Annotated in this window: 20 protein-coding genes; 7 read left to right on the forward strand and 13 right to left on the reverse strand. The window is 56.4% G+C overall.

The features are described from left to right. Window positions 1–31: 31 nt before the first annotated feature. The 4 genes from OCH02_RS12740 to OCH02_RS12755 all read right to left on the reverse strand — a co-directional run bounded on the left by OCH02_RS12740 (window position 32) and on the right by OCH02_RS12755 (window position 3,293). Window positions 32–1,393, reverse strand: a complete 1,362-nt coding sequence (locus OCH02_RS12740) for an NCS2 family permease (RefSeq protein WP_017894183.1) — start codon at window positions 1,391–1,393, stop codon at window positions 32–34. A gap of 336 nt (window positions 1,394–1,729) precedes the next feature. Continuing rightward, window positions 1,730–2,137 (reverse strand): VOC family protein, encoded by a 408-nt coding sequence (locus OCH02_RS12745; protein WP_012147126.1) that lies wholly within the window; start codon window positions 2,135–2,137, stop codon window positions 1,730–1,732. A 47-nt stretch (window positions 2,138–2,184) separates the two neighbouring features. Continuing rightward, window positions 2,185–2,853, reverse strand: coding sequence for a glutathione S-transferase family protein (locus OCH02_RS12750; protein ID WP_261431566.1), 669 nt, complete (start codon window positions 2,851–2,853; stop codon window positions 2,185–2,187). Continuing rightward, complete coding sequence (locus OCH02_RS12755) at window positions 2,850–3,293, reverse strand: lipocalin-like domain-containing protein (protein ID WP_261431567.1); 444 nt, start codon at window positions 3,291–3,293, stop codon at window positions 2,850–2,852. The genes OCH02_RS12750 and OCH02_RS12755 overlap by 4 nt, the downstream gene beginning before the upstream one ends. A gap of 211 nt (window positions 3,294–3,504) precedes the next feature. Between OCH02_RS12755 and bhsA the strand changes: the two genes are divergently transcribed. Then, a complete protein-coding gene (gene bhsA, locus OCH02_RS12760; protein ID WP_012147129.1) occupies window positions 3,505–3,765 on the forward strand; it encodes a multiple stress resistance protein BhsA in 261 nt (86 codons plus the stop codon). A 56-nt stretch (window positions 3,766–3,821) separates the two neighbouring features. Here the strand turns inward: bhsA and OCH02_RS12765 are convergent, their stop codons facing one another. After that, window positions 3,822–4,739: a LysR family transcriptional regulator gene (locus OCH02_RS12765; RefSeq protein WP_261431568.1), complete on the reverse strand. Its 918-nt coding sequence runs from the start codon at window positions 4,737–4,739 to the stop codon at window positions 3,822–3,824. A 130-nt stretch (window positions 4,740–4,869) separates the two neighbouring features. Between OCH02_RS12765 and OCH02_RS12770 the strand changes: the two genes are divergently transcribed. Both OCH02_RS12770 and OCH02_RS12775 read left to right on the forward strand, forming a co-directional pair. After that, window positions 4,870–5,619 (forward strand): 3-oxoacyl-ACP reductase family protein, encoded by a 750-nt coding sequence (locus tag OCH02_RS12770; protein WP_261431569.1) that lies wholly within the window; start codon window positions 4,870–4,872, stop codon window positions 5,617–5,619. 83 nt (window positions 5,620–5,702) lie between these two features. Beyond that, on the forward strand, window positions 5,703–7,253 hold the full coding sequence (locus OCH02_RS12775) for a lytic transglycosylase F (RefSeq protein ID WP_261431571.1): 1,551 nt from the start codon (window positions 5,703–5,705) through the stop codon (window positions 7,251–7,253). A gap of 79 nt (window positions 7,254–7,332) precedes the next feature. Here the strand turns inward: OCH02_RS12775 and ssb1 are convergent, their stop codons facing one another. After that, the gene (gene ssb1, locus OCH02_RS12780) at window positions 7,333–7,869 is read right to left on the reverse strand and encodes a single-stranded DNA-binding protein SSB1 (protein ID WP_017894189.1); all 537 of its coding nucleotides are present in this window, start codon (window positions 7,867–7,869) and stop codon (window positions 7,333–7,335) included. Window positions 7,870–8,146: 277 nt separating this feature from the next. Between ssb1 and uvrA the strand changes: the two genes are divergently transcribed. After that, window positions 8,147–10,978 carry an excinuclease ABC subunit UvrA gene (gene uvrA / locus OCH02_RS12785; RefSeq protein ID WP_261431572.1) on the forward strand — a complete coding sequence of 944 codons (2,832 nt, stop codon included), beginning with the start codon at window positions 8,147–8,149 and terminating at the stop codon, window positions 10,976–10,978. A 220-nt stretch (window positions 10,979–11,198) separates the two neighbouring features. After that, window positions 11,199–12,251 (forward strand): NAD(P)-dependent alcohol dehydrogenase, encoded by a 1,053-nt coding sequence (locus OCH02_RS12790; RefSeq protein ID WP_261431573.1) that lies wholly within the window; start codon window positions 11,199–11,201, stop codon window positions 12,249–12,251. 35 nt (window positions 12,252–12,286) lie between these two features. Here the strand turns inward: OCH02_RS12790 and maa are convergent, their stop codons facing one another. The 5 genes from maa to OCH02_RS12815 all read right to left on the reverse strand — a co-directional run bounded on the left by maa (window position 12,287) and on the right by OCH02_RS12815 (window position 15,648). Next, a complete protein-coding gene (gene maa / locus OCH02_RS12795; RefSeq protein ID WP_315899196.1) occupies window positions 12,287–12,844 on the reverse strand; it encodes a maltose O-acetyltransferase in 558 nt (185 codons plus the stop codon). 163 nt (window positions 12,845–13,007) lie between these two features. Further along, window positions 13,008–13,361 carry an MmcQ/YjbR family DNA-binding protein gene (locus OCH02_RS12800; RefSeq protein ID WP_135318239.1) on the reverse strand — a complete coding sequence of 118 codons (354 nt, stop codon included), beginning with the start codon at window positions 13,359–13,361 and terminating at the stop codon, window positions 13,008–13,010. Window positions 13,362–13,365: 4 nt separating this feature from the next. Continuing rightward, entirely contained in the window at window positions 13,366–13,782 is a 417-nt protein-coding gene (locus tag OCH02_RS12805; protein WP_017894193.1) for a secondary thiamine-phosphate synthase enzyme YjbQ, read from the reverse strand. Window positions 13,783–13,904: 122 nt separating this feature from the next. Further along, window positions 13,905–15,098 carry an amino acid aminotransferase gene (locus tag OCH02_RS12810; RefSeq protein ID WP_261431577.1) on the reverse strand — a complete coding sequence of 398 codons (1,194 nt, stop codon included), beginning with the start codon at window positions 15,096–15,098 and terminating at the stop codon, window positions 13,905–13,907. A gap of 82 nt (window positions 15,099–15,180) precedes the next feature. Next, the gene (locus OCH02_RS12815) at window positions 15,181–15,648 is read right to left on the reverse strand and encodes an Lrp/AsnC family transcriptional regulator (RefSeq protein WP_261431578.1); all 468 of its coding nucleotides are present in this window, start codon (window positions 15,646–15,648) and stop codon (window positions 15,181–15,183) included. Window positions 15,649–15,862: 214 nt separating this feature from the next. Between OCH02_RS12815 and OCH02_RS12820 the strand changes: the two genes are divergently transcribed. Continuing rightward, window positions 15,863–16,630, forward strand: a complete 768-nt coding sequence (locus OCH02_RS12820; RefSeq protein ID WP_012147141.1) for a transporter substrate-binding domain-containing protein — start codon at window positions 15,863–15,865, stop codon at window positions 16,628–16,630. Between the two features lie 42 nt (window positions 16,631–16,672). Here the strand turns inward: OCH02_RS12820 and alr are convergent, their stop codons facing one another. Together alr and dnaB are read right to left on the reverse strand one after the other, a co-directional pair. Next, on the reverse strand, window positions 16,673–17,752 hold the full coding sequence (gene alr / locus OCH02_RS12825; protein WP_261431579.1) for an alanine racemase: 1,080 nt from the start codon (window positions 17,750–17,752) through the stop codon (window positions 16,673–16,675). Window positions 17,753–17,769: 17 nt separating this feature from the next. Next, window positions 17,770–19,194, reverse strand: a complete 1,425-nt coding sequence (dnaB, locus tag OCH02_RS12830; protein ID WP_012147143.1) for a replicative DNA helicase — start codon at window positions 19,192–19,194, stop codon at window positions 17,770–17,772. 176 nt (window positions 19,195–19,370) lie between these two features. Between dnaB and OCH02_RS12835 the strand changes: the two genes are divergently transcribed. Continuing rightward, window positions 19,371–20,354, forward strand: a complete 984-nt coding sequence (locus OCH02_RS12835; protein WP_261431580.1) for a quinone oxidoreductase — start codon at window positions 19,371–19,373, stop codon at window positions 20,352–20,354. The last annotated feature ends 77 nt before the right edge of the window (window positions 20,355–20,431 follow it).

Consider the following 20,431-nt stretch of genomic DNA (forward strand, 5'->3'; position numbering starts at 1 on the left):
CGCCGACGCGACGGGGGAAACATCCGCGCGATTAGATTGCCCAACCGCCGGCATAGAATGCCACCAGCGCCACGGCAATGACCACGGTACCGATATTCAACCGACGCCATTCACCGGAGAAGATACGGCCAATCACCAGTGCGCTAAAGCCCAGCATGATGCCGGTGACGATATTACAGGTCAGCACGATAAACACCGCGCACAGCAGGCCGGACATGGCATCAACAAAGTCGTTGAAGTCCAGCTTGGTGACATTGCTTAGCATCAGCAGGCCGACGTACATCAGCGCCGGTGCGGTGGCGTAAATCGGCACCAAATAAGATAACGGCGACAGGAACAGGATCATCAGGAACAACAGACCGACCACGGTCGCGGTCAGGCCGGTTTTACCGCCCGCCGCAGTCCCCGCAGCCGACTCGATATACACCGCTGCCGGAGCCGCGCCCACCAGGCCGGAGAAAATGCTGCTCAGGGAGTCCGAGGTCAGCGCTTTGCCGCCGTTGATGATCTGCCCGTCTTTATCCAGCAGGTTAGCCTGGCCGGCCACCGCACGGATGGTGCCGGTGGCGTCAAACACCGCCGTCATCACCAACGCCAATACGCTCGGCAATACGACCGGCTGCAAGGCGCCCATGATATCCAGACTGAAAATCAGCGAATGGCCGTTGGCGTCTGCCAGGCTTGGCATGGCAAATAGCCCCTGATACTTCACTGCCGGGTCAAACACCAGACCAATCACCGAAATGGCGATAATCACCAGCAGAATACCGCCAGGAACACGCAGCTTTTCCAAACCGAAAATCACCGCCAGCCCAAGCAGCGTCATCACTACCGGGAATGAGGTAAAGGCGCCCAATGCTACCGGCAGGCCGTCCAGCGGGTTCTTCACTACCAGGCCCACACCGTTAGCGGCGATCAGCAACAGGAACAGACCAATACCGATACCGGTGCCGTGTGCCACGCCCATCGGCAGATTGCGCAGGATCCAGGCGCGGATACCGGTGACCGAGATAATGGTAAACAGCACGCCCATCAGGAATACCGCACCCAGCGCCACCGGAATGCTGATGTGCTGACCCAGCACCAGGCTGAAGGCGGTAAAGGCGGTCAGTGAGATCGCACAGCCGATAGCCATCGGCAAATTAGCCCACAGCCCCATCAGCAACGAGCCCAGACCGGCAACCAGGCAGGTGGCGACAAACACCGCCGTTGGCGGGAAACCCGCCTTGCCCAGCATACTCGGCACCACAATCACCGAGTAAACCATCGCCAGGAAGGTGGTTAACCCTGCCACCACTTCCTGCCGCACACTGCTGCCACGTGCAGAAATATTAAAATAACCATCAAGCCCGCCTTTTGGTTTAACGGCGTTGTTCGCTTGAGAATTCGACATCTTGCTGTCCCCTGTGTTTCATTGCCAGCCCGTTGCAAGGCTTGTTATTCCGCCCACGCCGGTTTGGTAGGGTATCGTTTGCTTTTCTGTCTTTCACTCACGTCGCCCATTGGCGGCGCTTATTAAGGCAAACGATTAACTCTTATGGCGTGAGGCGGATGATTTATGGTGGTTTATTCAAGGCAAACGATTATCCAGCCTTCTATGCCCTCTGATCAACCAAAGATCGCGGCAATTTATGCATAAAAGTAATGAGGCCCATCATTATCGAAAATATGAAATTTGTCACATAGGGAAATCTGATGGGAAAGCCCCCCGTTCGGAGGGCAAAAAGAGTCATTGGGCCTGTGCGGCCTTTTCGTCCATGTACATCAGTTCCCAGATATGACCGTCCAAATCCTGGAAGCCGTGACCGTACATGAAGCCGTAATCCTGCGGCTGATTATAAGTATTGCCACCGGCAGCGATCGCCTTGCGTACCAGTGCATCCACCGCCGCACGGTCAGGCTGCGACAGACACAGCAAAACCTCGGTCGATTTTTTGGCATCGACAATCGGATTAGGGGTGAACATTTTGAATTTGTCGTGGGTCAGCAACATCACATAAATACTGTCGCTAACCACCATGCAAGCGGCGGTATCGTCGGTAAACCGGGGATTAAAGCTGAAGCCCAGTTCGGTGAAAAATGTCATGGATGCGGGCAGATTGCCCACCGGCAGGTTAACAAAGATTTGCGTAGCCATGGGCTACCTCCGATGAAGGGTGACCTCATCGAGTATAGCCCATCGCCTTATTTCAGCAGATCATAAGGCCCGCCCTGCTCCAGCGCCCGCTGGTAGGCCGGACGGGTATGAATGCGCTGCAGATAACCGCGTAGCTTGGGGCAACCGTCCAGTGCGCCACGTGCCGCCATCGCCTCCAACGGGAAGCTCATCTGGATATCCGCCGCGCTGAATTCATTACCGACAAACCAGGTGTTTTTGCTCAGGTGCTGTTCCAGATAATCACAGTGTGTCGCTATCTGTTTGTCCAGATATTCACGCTGCACGCCTTTGCCAATCGCCCCCGCCACCGGCCGTAACAGCCAGGGGATCGGCGGCTGGCCCAACCGGCTAAACACCAGCTTCATCACCAGCAATGGCATTAGCGACCCTTCGGCATAATGCAACCAATACCGGTACTGCTGACGGGCATGATAGTCGGTGGGAATAAACTGCCCCTGCGCGTCGTAGGCTTCCTGCAGGTATTCAATAATGGCGCCGGATTCCGCCAGCGTCAGATCGCCATCGACAATCACCGGTGACTTGCCCAGCGGATGAATTTTCTTTAATTCCGGCGGCGCCAGCATGGTTTGCGGATCGCGCTGATAGCGCTGCACCTGATAGGGCACATCCAACTCTTCCAAAAACCACAGGATACGCTGCGAACGCGAGTTATTCAGATGGTGAACAATGATCATGAGGGCGCTCCTATCCGTTGCCATAACAATTCGCCGATCTGTACGCCGTTGCCAAACTGCAGCGGTACAGTACGAAGCTGGAGACGATCGCCGGAAAAATGATAAAAACGCACCTGACGGCTACCGATCCAATTGGGGAACGAGCTGCCTTCAACCTGATGCACTATCCGCTGGTCGCTTTCATCCACCTGATAGCGACCAAAATAACAAATCATATTGATAAAGGCGGCGTGGATTTCCTGGCCGGTGCCCTGCGCCAGATCGTCGGCGGCAAAGCGTGGCCGGGTGGCGCTATAGAGCTGCGCCGCCATGGTGCCATTGGGTTCGTAGTTAATGCGACCCAGCACCTGCTCGCCCAGCGGGTGATTGACCCTGCCGTCTTCCCCTTTGAAGACAGAAGACACCAATGACCAACTGCCGATAAACGCGTTGACTGACATGCTATTTACTCCTCTAAGGTTCCTGCTTACTCAAAGGGTAGTGGCGATTTTTCCAGCACGCCAGCGCAAGCCGCACCGCTCAAAAATAAGTCAATTTATTTGATGAAGATTATCAAAACTCTCCGATTTTCTATTCAGCCGCCTCAGCCTATTATCTACCACATCGAGAGACAACAACCTCTCACCTAAAAAATACCCTGAGGATTGAATCATGAAAAACATCAAAATTTTTGCTACTGCTCTGCTACTGACTACCGCCTCTTTCGCCAGCGTTGCTGCCGACCAGCCAACCAGCCAACCTGCTGCCGACGCCCAGAAAATCGGTGTTGTGTCCGTTAGCGGTGCTTCTAACCTGAGTGCACTGGAAACTGAACTGGCCAACAAAGCCGCAGCATCAGGCGCCAGCTCTTACCGTATCATCTCCGCCGGTGGCCAGAACAAACTGTACGGCACCGCAGAAATCTTCAACTGATCGTCAGACAGTAAACTGACGGAAGAATGAAGCCCCGCAAGGGGCTTTTCTTGTTTCTAGCGCGCATCAAACCGAGCCGCCAGCTTCTGCAAGCGAAATTGTTCGGTAATGAAATCAACAAATACCCGGGTTTTGGTAGGCAGGAATTTTGTGGTGGGAAAATACAGATGCACGCTACCGCGATCAACATACCAGCCTGGCAATACTCGCACCAGGCGACCACTCTCCAGATAAGGTAACGCGTTCGGCATGCTGATCAGCGCAATGCCTAACCCCATTTCTGCTGCCCGTGCCGCCGCTTCCGGCTCGTTTACCGTCATTTTTATCATCATGCTCGGCGCGCGCTGCTCGTTATCCGCATTGCGCAGCGGCAGGTTGCGGACTCGCCCGGTTTGCGGTGAACGAATAAAAATGCCCGCATGACTCACCAACTGTTCCGGCTGCTGGAGCGACGGGGACTGTTGCAAATACTGCGTCGAAGCCACCAGCACGCCGTGTGCCGGTGCAAGCTCACGGGCGATCATCCCCTGTGCCAGCTCGATACCGCCGCCCATTGCCGCATCGAAATGTTCGCCAATCAAATCCACCTGACGATTATCAAAATGCCAGTCTGGAACAATCGACGGATAACGCGCCAGAAAGTCTGGCAGCATCGGCAAGACAAAATGCAGGCCGAAAGCGGTACCCATGCTGACCTTTAGGGTTCCCGCCGCGACCCCACCACTGCTACTCAAACTTTTCAATGCACACTGGATCGACAGCAAACCGCCGCTGACTTCCTGCAAAAAACGTTCGCCCTCTTCGGTCAGCGTCAATTTACGCGTATTGCGCTGGAATAGCCGCACGCCGACCAGCGTCTCCAGTTTGGTGACGTTCTTTCCCACTGCCGCAGAACTGATCCCCAGCTTGCGGCCGGCGGCGGAAAAACTGCCGCTCTCTGCGCTGCTGACAAAGCACTCCAGATGCCCAAGCATGATTTATCCCCGTCGATTTCAAACCAGTGGTTTAAGCTGATTATAGCCCTTTGAGGCTAGTTACCGATCCGAATTTCTCCGATACTGAATCGGTAGCTTTATTAACCTCATCTCACTCTGGAGAAACATCATGTCCGCAACTCTCTCTCTGCAAGGTAAAGTCGCTTTCATTCAGGGCGGTTCACGCGGCATTGGCGCCGCCATTGCCAAACGTCTGGCGCGCGAAGGTGCCGCCGTGGCTTTCACTTACGTCTCCTCCGCCGGTAAAGCTGATGCACTGGTCGATGAAATCACCGCTGCCGGCGGCAAAGCCCTGGCTATCAAGGCCGACAGTGCCGATGCTGCGGCTCTGCAGCAGGCGGTGCGCCAGGCAGTGAACAGCCTGGGCAATCTGGATATCTTGGTCAACAACGCCGGTGTGCTGGCAATGGGCAGCACCGAAGAACTGCCGCTGGAAGATCTGGACCGTACGCTGGCGGTGAACGTTCGCAGCGTGTTTGTTGCCAGTCAGGAGGCAGCCCGTCATATGAATGATGGCGGTCGCATCATCAATATTGGCAGTACCAACGCCGAACGTATGCCATTTGCCGGCGGTGCAGTCTATGCAATGAGTAAATCTGCACTGGTCGGCCTGACCAAAGGCATGGCACGCGATCTCGGCACGCGCGGCATTACCGTTAACAACGTGCAGCCCGGCCCGGTAGATACCGATATGAACCCGGCCGACAGCGATTTCGCCGAGCAGTTGAAAGGGATGATGGCGGTCAACCGTTACGGCAAGGATGAAGAGATCGCCAGCTTCGTCGCCTATCTGGTTGGCCCTGAGGCGGGTTATATCACCGGTGCCAGCCTGAGCATCGACGGCGGTTTCTCGGCTTAATATTCCCAGAAAAACAAAAAGCCTCTCTCGAGGCTTTTTTAGTTTGACTACAATGAAAAGACGCACCATTCGGAGTGTCTTCCATGAATGCCACCTCTTCCCAACGATTGGTCATCGCCTGCCTGATGTGCCTCACAGCCCTGCTGTTTGCCGGTTCAGTTTATGCTGCTCCGGTAAAGGATAAAACGCTCGTTCAGGAAGAACCCGAGACGCTCCAGGTCAATATGGACGACATCATGCGACCCTGGCAGGGGGATTTGCCAGGCATGCTCGATCGACGGGTGATTCGGGTATTGACGACTTACAGCAAGACCTTTTTCTTTATCACCAAGGGCACCCAGCGTGGAGCCACCCATGACATATTTATCGAGTTCGAGCGCGACCTTAATCTCAAGTTGATGAAGGATAAAAAACTCAAACAGCGCCATCTTAAGGTGCGCGTCATCTTCGTGCCGGTAGCTCGTGACCAGTTACTCAATGCCCTCAATGAAGGCCGGGGCGACATTGCTGCTTCCAACCTCACCATTACCCCGGCACGTCAGGAGCAAGTGACGTTCACCACCCCCCTCTATCCAAAGGTTAAGGAACTGCTGATTTCTGGCCCCTCCTCACCCAAGGTGGAAAACCTGGAACAACTTTCTGGAAAAACGGTATTCGTACGCCGCTCATCGAGCTATTACGAAAGCCTGGAGGCCCTGAACAAACGCTTTGCCCAGGAATCACGTCCTCCCGTTATCCTGGAAACCGCCCCCGAAGCGCTTGAGGATGAGGATCTGATCGAGATGCTGAGCGCCGGCCTCATTCCACTTATCGTGGTTGACCGCCATAAGGCGCTATTCTGGAAACAGATTTTTCCCAAAATTCAGCTGCACGAAAATGTGGTGCTGCGTGACGATGCCGACATCGCCTGGGCGGTGCGCAAAAATAATCCGCAGTTACTCGCCTTGCTCAACGGCTTCGTAGAGAAAAATCGCCAGGGCAGCAAATTGGGGAACACCATTTTGTTGCGCTACCTGAAAAATGCCAAATATGTCAAAAACGCGGCCTCGGAGAAGGAGCGCGCCAAATTTCTGGCGATGGTGGAGGTGTTCAGGAAATATGGCGATCGCTATAACGTGGACTGGCTACTGATGGTGGCTCAGGGCTATCAGGAGTCGCGCCTCAACCAGTCGGTCCGCAGCCCGGTGGGGGCTATCGGTATTATGCAGGTGATGCCGGGCACCGGCAAAGAGCTGAAGGTCGGCGACATCCGTAAACTGGATCCCAATATCAATGCCGGGGTGAAATACATGCGCTGGATGATCGACCGTTACTACGCAGATGAGCCGATGACGCCCCTCGACAAAGTGCTGTTCTCATTCGCCTCTTACAACGCTGGCCCAGCACGCATCGCTCGTTTGCGCACCGAAACCGAGAAGCGCGGCTTTAACCCCAATATCTGGTTTGGCAATGTGGAATACCTGGCCGCCGAGCGGATTGGTGCCGAGACGGTGACCTATGTCAGCAACATCTACAAATACTACGTCGCTTATCGGCTGATCATGGAGCAGCGGACTCGCAAGCAGCAGGCGATGGATAAACCCAGAAGTACGTCGACACCAGAGAAACCGCAAGAAGCGCCAGCCGGGCAGTGAATTTGGCGTGAAAGCGGCCGCTTTCAGTAACAAAAAAGCCCCTTTCGGGGCTTTTTCATCGGCTTTAGACAACCTGATATCAGAAAGGAATATCGTCGTCGAAGTCCATTGGCGGTTCATTGCTGCTGGCTGCCGGCGCATTGTTTTGCGCTGGGCGAGCCTGCTGGCCGCCGCTGAACTGGTTGCCGCCCTGCGGCTGTTGAGGCTGGCCCCAACCGCCCTGACCACCGGAAGCCTGGCCACCGCCTGCAGGTGCGCCGCCGCCTTGACGGCCGCCCAGCATCTGCATGGTGCCGCCCACGTTCACAACGATCTCAGTGGTGTATTTTTCCACGCCAGCCTGATCGGTCCATTTACGGGTTTGCAGAGCGCCCTCGATATACACCTGGGAACCTTTACGCAGATATTCGCCCGCCACTTCAGCCAGCTTGCCGAACAGCACAACGCGGTGCCACTCAGTCTTTTCTTTCTGCTCGCCAGTCGCCTTGTCACGCCAGCTTTCGGAGGTCGCCAGGGTAATGTTGGCCACTGCGCCGCCATTCGGCATGTAACGGACTTCTGGGTCTTGGCCCAGATTCCCGACCAGAATTACTTTGTTTACGCCTCTGCTGGCCATGAGAACTCTCCTGAAGATTGATTTTTACACAGTATAAACGAGTAAGTTTAACACGCTCAGCCCGAAACGACACCCGTGTTGATAACTGCGTATTGTATTCCAGAATTGTCGTTTCGATCGACCTTGTTGCATTCGTATACTGGATATTCATTCAGGTTTTTTTGTGTCATAATTATGCGTTTCGTACTGGCTGTGCCGGTTTTTTGCGCGTTCGATCACAAAATCGTCCGTAAATCACCCAGACAGGCGCGGTGTATCATCAAGACGGGAAGTGTAAATGGACAATATCGAAGTTCGTGGTGCTCGGACCCATAATCTCAAAAACATCAACCTGATTATCCCGCGTGACAAGCTGATCGTCGTCACCGGTTTGTCCGGTTCAGGCAAGTCCTCGCTGGCCTTTGATACTCTGTATGCCGAAGGGCAGCGTCGCTACGTCGAATCGCTCTCCGCCTATGCACGCCAGTTCCTCTCGCTGATGGAAAAACCGGACGTCGACCACATTGAAGGTCTGTCACCGGCGATCTCCATCGAGCAGAAATCGACCTCACATAACCCGCGATCGACGGTCGGCACAATCACCGAGATCCACGATTACCTGCGCCTGTTGTTTGCCCGCGTCGGCGAACCGCGCTGCCCGGATCACCATGTCCCGCTGGCGGCGCAAACCGTCAGCCAGATGGTGGACAACGTGCTCAACCAGCCGGAAGGCAAGCGCCTGATGCTGCTGGCACCGGTGGTAAAAGACCGCAAGGGCGAGCATACCAAGACGCTGGAAAACCTGGCCACCCAGGGCTATATCCGTGCACGTATCGACGGTGAAGTCTGCGATCTTTCCGATCCGCCAAAGTTGGAGCTGCAGAAAAAACACACTATCGAAGTGGTGGTCGATCGCTTCAAGGTGCGTGACGACATGTCGCAGCGCCTGGCGGAATCGTTCGAGACCGCGCTGGAGCTGTCCGGCGGCACGGCCGTCGTCGCCGACATGGACGACGAGAAAGCCGATGAGCTGCTGTTCTCCGCCAACTTCGCCTGCCCAATCTGCGGCTACAGCATGCGCGAGCTGGAACCACGGCTGTTCTCGTTCAATAACCCGGCCGGTGCCTGCCCGACCTGTGATGGCCTGGGCGTGCAGCAGTTTTTCGATCCGGAACGCGTGGTACAGAATCCTGAGCTTTCACTGGCCGGCGGTGCGATCCGCGGCTGGGATCGCCGTAACTTCTATTACTTCCAGATGCTGCGTTCGTTATCGGAAAACTACGCGTTCGACGTCGAAGCGCCGTTCAACAGCCTGGATGCCAACGTGCAGAAAGCGGTGCTCAGCGGTTCCGGCAAAGAGACCATCGAATTCAAATACATCAACGATCGCGGTGATACCACCGTGCGCCGCCATCCGTTCGAGGGCGTGCTGCACAATATGGAGCGCCGCTATAAAGAGACCGAATCGAGCGCGGTTCGCGAAGAGCTGGCCAAGTTTATCAGCAACCGTCCTTGCGCCTCGTGCCACGGCACCCGCCTGCGTGAAGAAGCGCGTAACGTGTTTGTTGAAGACACCACGCTGCCGGAAATCTCCGATCTGAGCATCGGCCACGCCATGACCTTCTTCCAGAACATGAAGCTCAGCGGCCAACGCGCCCAGATTGCCGAGAAAGTGCTGAAAGAAATTGGCGACCGCCTGAAGTTCCTGGTGAACGTCGGTCTGAACTACCTGTCGCTGTCGCGCTCGGCGGAAACCCTGTCCGGCGGTGAGGCACAGCGTATCCGTCTGGCCAGCCAGATTGGTGCCGGTTTGGTGGGCGTAATGTATGTACTGGACGAGCCGTCAATCGGCCTGCATCAGCGCGACAACGAACGCCTGCTGGAAACGCTGATCCACCTGCGCAACCTGGGTAACACGGTGATCGTGGTTGAGCATGACGAAGACGCCATCCGCGCCGCCGATCACGTGATCGACATCGGCCCCGGTGCCGGGGTGCACGGCGGTCAGGTGGTGGCAGAAGGCACCGTCGAAGACATTATGGCTAAGCCGGAATCACTGACCGGCCAGTTCCTCAGCGGCAAACGTGAGATTGCCATTCCTGAGCAGCGTGTACCGGCCGACCCAACCAAGGTGCTGAAGCTGAGCGGCGCACGCGGCAACAACCTGAAAGACGTGACGCTGACGCTGCCGGTGGGGCTGTTTACCTGCATTACCGGGGTTTCCGGCTCGGGCAAGTCAACGCTTATCAACGACACGCTGTTCCCAATCGCCCAGCGCCAGCTCAACGGCGCCACCCTGGCCGAACCGGCCCCGTTCCGCGACGTGACCGGCCTGGAGCATTTCGACAAGGTGATCGACATCGATCAAAGCCCGATCGGTCGTACCCCACGGTCCAACCCGGCGACCTACACCGGTATCTTCACCCCGGTGCGTGAACTGTTCGCCGGCGTGCCTGAGTCGCGTAGCCGTGGCTACAACCCAGGCCGCTTCAGCTTTAACGTCAAAGGTGGCCGCTGCGAAGCCTGTCAGGGCGACGGCGTGATCAAGGTTGAGATGCACTTCCTGCCGGACATCTACGTGCCGTGCGACCAGTGCAAAGGCAAACGCTATAACCGCGAAACGCTGGAAGTGAAGTACAAAGGCAAAAGCATTCACGAAGTGCTGGAGATGACCATCGAAGAGGCGCGCGAATTCTTCGACGCGGTGCCTGCATTGGCGCGTAAGCTGCAAACCCTGATGGAAGTGGGCCTGTCGTACATCCGTCTCGGCCAGTCGGCCACCACGCTGTCCGGCGGCGAGGCGCAACGCGTCAAGCTGGCACGTGAGCTGTCAAAACGCGGCACCGGCCAAACGCTGTATATCCTGGATGAGCCAACCACCGGCCTGCACTTCGCCGATATCCAGCAGCTGTTGGCGGTACTGCATCAGCTGCGCGATCAGGGCAATACCATCGTGGTGATTGAGCACAATCTGGACGTGATTAAAACCGCGGACTGGATCGTCGACCTGGGACCGGAAGGCGGCAGCGGCGGCGGTGAGATCCTGGTTGCCGGCACGCCGGAAACCGTAGCCAACTGCGAGGCTTCGCATACCGCGCGCTTCCTTAAGCCACTACTGAAGAAGAAGTAATCCCTGCCTGGCGGGCCGTCCCTGTGACGGCCCGCGTTATTACCTGTTTCGCTCAAATTGAACAGAAACAGGCAAGATTTAGACATTTTCAGGCATTTCCCTCCGCGCTCGCAGCTTTTATCATCAATGTTCCCTCTGTGGCCACCTGCTTTACCCAGGCCGCGTTTCACCGGCATCCTGCTGCAGGAAGACGTTCCCCCCATTGATGACTGGAGTGACCATGAACATTACGCACGCTTATGCCGCGCACGACGCCAAGTCAGCGCTTGTTCCTTTTGATTACACGCCGCGCACCCTGCGCGACCACGATGTGCAAATCAACGTTCTGTTCTGTGGCGTCTGCCATTCTGATCTGCACCAGGCCCGCAACGAATGGAGCAACACGATTTTCCCGGTGGTGCCTGGCCACGAGATTGTTGGCCGCGTAAGCGCCGTCGGCAGCCATGTTTCACGCTATCAGGTCGGCGATTTGGTCGGCGTGGGGTGTATGGTGGACTCTTGTCGTAGCTGTCCGAGCTGTGAAGAAGGGCTGGAGCAATACTGTGAAAACGGCTTCACCGGCACCTATAACGGACAGGATCGGCAAACCGGTGCCATCACTTACGGCGGCTACTCAACCGCGATGACCGTGGACCAGGACTTTGTGCTGCGGGTGCCGGAGAATCTCGATCCGGCCGGTGTAGCACCACTGCTGTGCGCCGGTATCACCACCTACTCCCCGCTACGCCAATGGGGTGCAGGGCCCGGTAAAAAGGTCGGCATCGTGGGTCTGGGCGGATTGGGGCATATGGGGGTCAAATTGGCTCGGGCGATGGGCGCGCATGTGGTGCTGTTCACGACCTCCGAGTCCAAAGTCGAGGACGCCAAACGCCTCGGTGCCCACGAAGTGGTCATTTCCCGCAACCCGGAACAGATGGCGCAGCACACCAACAGCTTCGACTTTATTCTTAACACCGTTGCGGCACAGCACGATCTGAACCCGTTCCTCAACCTGCTGCGCCGCGACGGCACCCTGACGCTGGTCGGCGCGCCGGAACACGATCACCCGTCACCGCAGGTGTTTAATCTGATCATGAAACGCCGCCGCCTCGCCGGTTCGCTGATCGGCGGTATTGCAGAAACCCAAGAGATGCTGGATTTCTGTGGTCAGCACGGTATTACCTCGGACATCGAACTGATCCCGATGCAGCAAATCAACCAGGCCTATGAGCGGATGCTGAAAAGCGACGTGAAATACCGCTTCGTGGTGGATATCAACTCCCTGCGAGCTTGACTCTTCGGGCGCCCACTGCGGCGCCCGATTTTTTCTTACAGTTGTTTAATCACCCGTGCCGGGTTGCCGCCGACCACGCAGTTGGCGGGTACGTCTTTAGTCACCACCGCACCGGATGCCACCACCACGTTATCCCCCAGAGTCACGCCCGGGTTAATCACCGCCCGACCGCCAATCCACACGTTATCGCCAATGCGCACCGGCTTGCCGAACTCCGCGCCGCCGACGCGGGTTTCCGCATCCAAAGGATGGGTGGCTGTGTAGATATGCACCCCTGGTGCCAGCATGCAGTTATCACCGATATGCACTTCACACACGTCGAGGATCACGCAGTCAAAATTGGCGTAAAAATTTTCACCCAAGTAGATGTTGTAGCCGTAATCGCAGCGAAACGTCGGCTCGATGGTTCCGCCCCGATACTGGCCCAACAGCTCCGCCAGCCACTGTTTACGCAGTTCGGCCTCATCCGGGGAAGAATGGTTGTAATGGTGTACCAACTGACGTGCATGCTTACGCTCGCTACGCAGTAGCTCGTCGCCGGCATCATATAACTCGCCGGCAATCATCTTGCGTTTCTGTTCACTCATGGCCATCTCACGGCATCCTTTGGTCTGGCAGTTTATGGTTCAAAAGCCTAGTCGTTCCCGTCGCATAATGAAACGGGAACGTTCCCAACACCCGGGGGCGATCACAATATGATAGGCAAATAGGGCGATGGACAATCAAAAAGGCAGGCGGTGCGCCTGCCCTCAACGCTTAAGCGCGCAATTCCTGACGCACGTGTTCAGGTAACCCTTCCAGCACCAACTGATAAGAACTGTCGATCAGGGTATAAAACTGCGAGTTCGGCAGGTTGCCGTCAAGAAACACCGTATTCCAGTGCGCTTTGTTCAGCCGCTCACAAGCGACGATCTCCGGATGGTGTTCCCGCAGGCTCTCCGCCAGTTCCGGGCTGGATTTTACCGCCAGTGCCGGCCGCCCCTGCACCTCGCACACCATGGCGAACATCACGTCGCCAACCTTGATCTGACTGGCCTGCCACTGGTTCTGGTCGCTCTGTTCCGCGCCCGGCTTCGCCATGCAGTACTCCAGCAGTGCTGTGTTATTCATTGGGTTATTCCCCCTGTAAAGTGGCCACAACCCGGCGTGAACCGCCGTGGATGCGGTGCTCCCCCAGCCAAATTCCCTGCCATGTGCCCAGCATCAGTCGCCCGTGACCGACAGGCAACGTCAAGGACGTGCCCAACAGAGAGGATTTGATGTGTGCCGGCATGTCGTCCGGCCCTTCGTAGTCGTGCTGATAGGGTGCGTTCTCTGGCACCTGACGCAGGAAATGCTGTTCCATATCGGCTCGTACCGTAGGATCGCAGTTCTCGTTCAGCGTCAGCGAGGCTGAGGTATGTTGCAACAAGAGATGCAACAGGCCAGTTTGCAGGCGGTGTAAGTGGGTTAGCTGGTCGGTAATCTCTTCGGTAACCAGATGAAAACCACGCGCTTTTGCGCTGAGGATTAGCGTTTGCTGATGCCACATGAGTGAGCGCCCCTCAATCAGTATATTCTCTATCCAGTTTGCAGCAACTCCGGCGACAAACCGACAACGAAAAGGGAGCGATATCGCTATCGCTCCCTTGCGAACCTCAAACCCTAACAACATTATTGCACTGCGGCAAACGCCTCGGCCACCTGATGCACGTTGTTATGGTTCAGGCCGGCCATGCAGACACGGCCGCTGTGGATCAGGTACACACCGAACTCTTCACGCAGGCGATCGACCTGTGCTGCGCTGAAACCGGTGTAGCTGAACATGCCGCGCTGTTCCAGCAGGTAATCGAAGTTACGCTGCGGCAGAGCAACTTTCAGCGCTTCCACCAGCGTTTTGCGCATCTCAAGGATACGGGTGCGCATGGTTTCGACCTCTGCCAGCCACTGGGCTTTCAGCTGCGCATCGTTCAGCACCTTTGCCACCACCTGCGCACCGAAGTTCGGCGGGCTGGAATAGTTGCGGCGAACCGTAGCCTTCAACTGGCCCAATACGCGCCCCGCCGCCTCTTCGCTTTCGCACACCACCGACAGACCGCCGACGCGTTCGCCGTACAGCGAGAAAATTTTCGAGAACGAATTGCTCACCAGGCATGGCAGACCGGCCGCGGCGATAGTGCGGATGGCATAGGCGTCATCGGCAATCCCACCGCCAAAGCCCTGATAGGCGATATCAAGGAACGGGATCAGTTCACGTTCGGCAATCACTTTGACCACGTCATCCCACTGGGCATGAGTCAGGTCAGAGCCGGTCGGGTTATGACAGCACGGGTGCAGCAGCGCGATGCTGTGCTTCGGCAGCTGTTTCAATGCGCTCAGCATGGCGTCAAACTTCACGCCCAGGCTTTCGCTGTCGAAGTAGGGATAGGTATTGACCTTGAAGCCGGCACCGCCAAAGATGGCGATGTGGTTTTCCCAGGTCGGATCGCTGACCCACACCTGCGAATCAGGGAAATAGCTTTTCAGGAAGTCGGCACCGACTTTCAACGCGCCGGAACCGCCCACGGTCTGAATGGTGGCGATACGCCCCTGTTGCAACATCGGGTGCTCGGCACCGAACAGCAGGTGTTGAATCGCAGTACGGTAAGGCAGCAGGCCTTCCATCGGCAGGTACACTGACGCGCCGTGATCCACGCTGCTCAGTTGCGCTTCTGCGGCGGCAACCGCCTTCATCTGCGGGATAATGCCCTGCTCGTCATAGTAAAGGCCGATACTCAGGTTAACCTTGTGCGAACGGGGATCTTTTTTGAATTTTTCCATCAGCGACAGGATCGGGTCACCTGCATAGGCATCAACGTTCTGAAACACGGGTTGTTCTCCTGGATTATTAGGGTTCGGGGGCACAGCATCAGGCTCTAATATAGACGGAAAACGGCGTTCGGTTTTAGCTTTATCGCGCAACCGGCAACAAACCGTTTTCCTTGATTCGGTTGAGCACCACCGCCGTTTTGATATGCGCCACGCTTTTATGCCGCGACAGCGTCTGACTGATAAAATCGTCCAGCGCCGGCAGGTCTGCCACCGCCACCTTCAGCAGATAATCAGCATCGCCGGTGGTTTTATAGGCGTCAAGAATGGCGTCCACTTCTTCCAGCATCTGGTGGAAACTGTCGATCTGCTCCTGACCATGGTGAGTCAGGCTCACTTCTATCAGCCCCACCAGCCCCAGCCCGACGGCCTCCGGTGCCAGTCGTGCATGGTAGCCGCGGATCAGCTGCGCCTGCTCCAGACTGATGCGCCGCCGGGAACACTGGGAGGCCGACAACCCCACCAGATCGCTCAGTTCCTGATTGGTCAGACGGCCATTGGCCTGTAGCAGCGTCAGGATTTTCATATCAAAATCGTCAATGTTGTACATAGCCACCTGTAAACTGTGTTAATAAATGTTGACGTTACAGCCTATCAGTTTTTTGACTGTGGATACCCTGCCCCCACCGAGGTTGTGAAGCGCGCAGCAGCAATGCCGAACGTTTCCACCTGCTAATGGCATAAAAAGTGGGTAACTCGCGCAAGTCAGCGACAATTAACGCCTAAAGAGCGCATAAAACCACGAATGTATAAAAAGGACGCCGATGAAAAAATTATTACCTCTCGCACTGCTGGTTGCCGCCGGGAGCGCCAGCGCTCAATCGCACCTGGATAAGGTGATCCAGCAGGGCACACTGGAAGTGTGTACCACCGGCGATTACAAACCTTATACCTTCCTGAAAGAAGACGGCAGCTATGAAGGCATTGATATCGATATGGCGGAATCGCTGGCCAAAAGCCTGGGCGCCAAAGTGAAATGGGTAAAAACCAGTTGGAAAACCCTGACGCCGGACTTCGTCGCCGGTAAATGCGACATCGCCATGGGCGGTATCTCCGTCACGCTGCAGCGTCAAAGGCAGGTATTTTTCGCCGACATGCTGGATACCGACGGCAAGATCCCATTGGTACGCTGCACCGACGTGAAGAAATACCGCACCATCGACCAGATCAACAAACCGTCGGTGCGTCTGCTGGAGCCGGCGGGCGGTACCAATGAAGCCTTCGTGCACGCCTATCTGCCCAAGGCCAAACTGACGCTGACCCATGATAACGTGGGAATTTTCCAGCAGTTGGTCGACAAGAAAGCCGATGTGATGATCACCGACGCCTCCGAGGCGCTGTATCAGCAAAAGCGTTTCCCGAAACTGTGCGCGGTGAATCCCAAAAAACCGATGCAGTACGGCGAGAAGGCCTACATGCTGCCGCGTGATGATTTAAGCTGGAAATTGTATGTGGATCAGTGGCTGCACCTGTCCAAAGCGACCGGCGAGTATCAGAGCATTATCGATCAATGGCTGGCGGTAAAGAAATAACGCATTAATGATTGGGGCCGGCAGGCGCTGGCCCCTCACAGGCTATTCGCCGATGTATTCCATCGACACGCGCTGCGTCAGTTTGGTAATCAGTTCATAAGCGCTGATGCCGGTACAGTCGGCAATGCGTTCGACCGGTAAAGCCTGGCCCCACAGCACCACTTCATCGCCAACCTTATCGGTAGCCTCCGGCCCCAAATCGACCGACATCATGTCCATCGACACCCGACCGACTATCGGCACTTCACGGCCGTTAAGCCACACCGGTGTCCCCGTCGGTGCACTGCGCGGGTAGCCGTCGCCATAACCCATTGCCACCACGCCCAAACGGGTATCACCTGCGCTAATCCAGGTGCCGCCGTAACCCACCGATTCACCGGCTTTGTGTTCACGCACCGCGATCAGGTTGGATTTAAGCGTCATGGCCGGTTGCAGGTCATACTGACAGCCTTGGGAACCTTCCATCGGTGAAACACCGTACAAGATAATGCCTGGGCGTACCCACTCGTTGTGCGCATCCGGCCACAGCAGGGTGCCACCGGAGGCGGCGATCGAACGCTGCCCCGGTTTACCGGCGGCAAAGCTTTCGAAACACTGTATTTGCTTGAGCGTAGTGTCCGACTCAGGCTCATCGGCGCGGCTGAAATGGCTCATGAGATTGACCGGCTGCACCACGTTACGGCAGGCACTCAGACGCTGATAGAACGCCTCTGCCTGCTCCGGGCGCACGCCCAGACGATGCATGCCGGTATCGAGCTTCATCCACACCGGTACCGGTCGCGCCAACGTGGCCTGCTCCAGCGCTTCAAGCTGTTCGATGCTGTGTACGGCAGTTTCGATGTTGTTGGCCACCAACACCGGCAGATCTTCGGCACAGAAGAAACCTTCCAGCATCAGGATCGGTTTGACGATACCGCCGGAGCGCAGCATCAGCGCCTCGCCAATGCGCGCCACGCCGTAACAGTCGGCGTCTTGCAGGGTGTGCGCTGTTTCCAGCAGGCCATGTCCATAAGCGTTTGCTTTCACAACGGCAATCAGGCGACTTTGCGGCGCCTGGCGGCGCACCTGTTGCAGATTATGTCGCAGAGCGCGGCGATCGATTACAGCGGTTGCCGCTTTCATTTCAGTTCCTTAGCTGATTATTCGTCATCATATTGTGGCCCCGCGTAATTATCAAAACGCGACCACTGGCCGTTAAAGGTCAGACGCACGGAACCGATTGGGCCGTTACGTTGCTTACCTAAAATAATTTCGGCAATCCCTTTCAGATCGCTGTTCTCGTGATAAACCTCATCACGGTAGATGAACATAATCAGGTCGGCATCCTGCTCGATGGAACCGGACTCACGCAGGTCGGAGTTGACCGGGCGCTTGTCGGCACGCTGCTCCAGGCTTCGGTTCAACTGCGACAGCGCCACCACCGGCACCTGCAGTTCTTTCGCCAACGCCTTGAGCGAACGGGAAATTTCAGCGATCTCCAGCGTACGGTTGTCGGACAAGGACGGCACACGCATCAGCTGCAGGTAGTCGATCATGATCAGGCTCAGGCCGTCATGTTCACGGAAAATACGGCGCGCACGGGAGCGAACTTCGGTTGGCGTCAGGCCGGAGGAGTCATCAATGTACATATTGCGCTTCTCCAGCAGGATACCCATGGTGCTGGAAATTCGCGCCCAGTCCTCGTCATCGAGCTGGCCGGTACGAATACGCGTCTGGTCTACACGCGAAAGCGACGCCAGCATACGCATCATGATCTGGTTGCCTGGCATCTCAAGGCTGAAGATCAGTACCGGCTTTTCCTGCGTCATCGCGGCGTGTTCGCACAGGTTCATGGCGAAGGTAGTTTTACCCATCGAAGGACGGGCGGCGACGATGATCAGATCCGATTTCTGCAAACCGGCGGTTTTCTTATTGAGATCCTGATAGCCGGTATCTACCCCGGTAACGCCATCGTGTGGCTGCTGATACAGCTGTTCTATGCGCGCAACGGTATCTTCCAGGATACGCTCAATGCCTTTCGGGCCTTCATCTTTGCTGGCCCGGTTTTCCGCGATTTGGAACACCCGTGATTCGGCCAGATCGAGCAGGTCTTCACTGCTGCGACCCTGTGGATCGTAACCGGCGTCGGCGATTTCATTGGCTACCGAGATCATCTCACGCACTACCGCACGTTCACGCACGATATCTGCATAAGCACCGATGTTGGCAGCACTTGGAGTGTTTTTCGATAATTCGGCCAGGTAGGCGAAGCCCCCGACGGAATCGAGTTCACCGCGCTGTTCCAGCGATTCGGACAGGGTGATCAGGTCGATCGGTCGGCTCATTTCCAGCAGGCGCTGCATCTCGGTAAAGATCAGGCGATGCGGGCGGCTGAAGAAATCGTTGGAGACTACGCGTTCGGACACGTTGTCCCAACGTTCGTTATCCAGCATCAAACCGCCCAACACGGACTGTTCCGCCTCCAGCGAATGTGGCGGCATCTTCAGCCCTTCCATCTGGCGGTCTCTTGGGCGCTCTTTGGCTTCGTCTGCGTTTGTTCTGTTGGTTGGTTTTTTTCCTGCCATGAAACGTATTCTTTATCCGGTGGCGAATGGAGGATCCTGACGCGAGAGTATACGTGATTTTTAGCTGTGATTCCTGCGCATAACAGATGCAAAAAGTATCAAGCCCCCCAGGGCAAACTGGATCGCCGATGCTAAAACGCGTAGGGTGAAATCAGACCCCCACACGAGGTAATGAAATGGCAAAGCGCATTCAATTCTCCGCCACCGGCGGCCCGGAAGTCTTGCAATACGTTGATTTTACCCCCGTAGACCCGGCAGCCGGTGAGGTGCAAATCGAGAACAAGGCGATCGGCATCAACTATATCGACACCTACGTGCGCAGCGGTCTGTACCCGCCCGCCAAGCTGCCGAGCGGGTTGGGCACTGAGGCTGCCGGGGTAGTCACCAAGGTCGGTGCCGGTGTCAGCGTGCTGAAACCGGGTGACCGGGTGGTGTATGCCCAGTCGACGCTTGGCGCCTACAGCGACGTGCACAACGTTTCGCAGGAAAAAGTGGCATTGCTACCGCATAACCTGAGCTTTGAGCAGGGCGCAGCCTCTTTCCTGAAAGGGTTGACGGTGCATTATTTGCTGCGCCAAACCCATGAGGTGCAACCGGGTGAAGTGTTCCTGTTTCATGCCGCCGCAGGGGGAGTTGGGCTGATTGCCTGCCAGTGGGCTAAAGCGCTCGGGGCAAAACTTATCGGTAGCGTCGGCTCCGATGAAAAGGCCGAACTGGCGAAGCACGCCGGCGCCTGGGCAACCATCAATTACCATAAAGAAGATATCGCACAGCGCGTGTCTGAGCTGACACAGGGCGAGAAAGTCGGCGTCGTTTACGACTCGGTAGGCCAAAGTACCTGGCAGGCCTCGCTTAACAGCCTGAAGCGGCGTGGGCTAATGGTGAGCTTTGGCAATGCCTCCGGCCCTGTCACCGGTGTTGATCTGGCGCTGCTGAACCAAAAAGGCTCACTGTACGTCACCCGCCCTTCGCTTAACGGCTACATTACCAACCGCGCTGAACTGCAGTATGCCAGCAATGAGCTTTTTTCATTGATCGGCAGCGGGGCTATCAAAGTCGATGTGAAGGAAGAGCAAAAGTTTGCGCTGGCCGATGCACAACGCGCGCATCAGGTGCTGGAAAGCCGCAACACCAGCGGTTCAAGCTTGCTGATCCCCTGATCACCGGCAAAAGAAAAGGGCCCCGTAAGGAGCCCTTTCTATTACTGCGTTTGTAGGGGTAGAGCAGAGTCCGCCAG

This window comes from Serratia quinivorans (assembly GCF_946227985.1).
GTDB lineage: Bacteria > Pseudomonadota > Gammaproteobacteria > Enterobacterales > Enterobacteriaceae > Serratia > Serratia quinivorans_A.

Excerpts from the sequence above, each read along its gene's own strand:
- OCH02_RS12740 (WP_017894183.1), bottom strand. The coding sequence starts at position 1,393 with ATGTCGAATTCTCAAGCGAACAACGCCGTTAAACCAAAAGGCGGGCTT.
- OCH02_RS12745 (WP_012147126.1), bottom strand. The coding sequence starts at position 2,137 with ATGGCTACGCAAATCTTTGTTAACCTGCCGGTGGGCAATCTGCCCGCA.
- OCH02_RS12750 (WP_261431566.1), bottom strand. The coding sequence starts at position 2,853 with ATGATCATTGTTCACCATCTGAATAACTCGCGTTCGCAGCGTATCCTG.
- OCH02_RS12755 (WP_261431567.1), bottom strand. The coding sequence starts at position 3,293 with ATGTCAGTCAACGCGTTTATCGGCAGTTGGTCATTGGTGTCTTCTGTC.
- bhsA (WP_012147129.1), top strand. The coding sequence starts at position 3,505 with ATGAAAAACATCAAAATTTTTGCTACTGCTCTGCTACTGACTACCGCC.
- OCH02_RS12765 (WP_261431568.1), bottom strand. The coding sequence starts at position 4,739 with ATGCTTGGGCATCTGGAGTGCTTTGTCAGCAGCGCAGAGAGCGGCAGT.
- OCH02_RS12770 (WP_261431569.1), top strand. The coding sequence starts at position 4,870 with ATGTCCGCAACTCTCTCTCTGCAAGGTAAAGTCGCTTTCATTCAGGGC.
- OCH02_RS12775 (WP_261431571.1), top strand. The coding sequence starts at position 5,703 with ATGAATGCCACCTCTTCCCAACGATTGGTCATCGCCTGCCTGATGTGC.
- ssb1 (WP_017894189.1), bottom strand. The coding sequence starts at position 7,869 with ATGGCCAGCAGAGGCGTAAACAAAGTAATTCTGGTCGGGAATCTGGGC.
- uvrA (WP_261431572.1), top strand. The coding sequence starts at position 8,147 with ATGGACAATATCGAAGTTCGTGGTGCTCGGACCCATAATCTCAAAAAC.
- OCH02_RS12790 (WP_261431573.1), top strand. The coding sequence starts at position 11,199 with ATGAACATTACGCACGCTTATGCCGCGCACGACGCCAAGTCAGCGCTT.
- maa (WP_315899196.1), bottom strand. The coding sequence starts at position 12,844 with ATGGCCATGAGTGAACAGAAACGCAAGATGATTGCCGGCGAGTTATAT.
- OCH02_RS12800 (WP_135318239.1), bottom strand. The coding sequence starts at position 13,361 with ATGAATAACACAGCACTGCTGGAGTACTGCATGGCGAAGCCGGGCGCG.
- OCH02_RS12805 (WP_017894193.1), bottom strand. The coding sequence starts at position 13,782 with ATGTGGCATCAGCAAACGCTAATCCTCAGCGCAAAAGCGCGTGGTTTT.
- OCH02_RS12815 (WP_261431578.1), bottom strand. The coding sequence starts at position 15,648 with ATGTACAACATTGACGATTTTGATATGAAAATCCTGACGCTGCTACAG.
- OCH02_RS12820 (WP_012147141.1), top strand. The coding sequence starts at position 15,863 with ATGAAAAAATTATTACCTCTCGCACTGCTGGTTGCCGCCGGGAGCGCC.
- alr (WP_261431579.1), bottom strand. The coding sequence starts at position 17,752 with ATGAAAGCGGCAACCGCTGTAATCGATCGCCGCGCTCTGCGACATAAT.
- dnaB (WP_012147143.1), bottom strand. The coding sequence starts at position 19,194 with ATGGCAGGAAAAAAACCAACCAACAGAACAAACGCAGACGAAGCCAAA.
- OCH02_RS12835 (WP_261431580.1), top strand. The coding sequence starts at position 19,371 with ATGGCAAAGCGCATTCAATTCTCCGCCACCGGCGGCCCGGAAGTCTTG.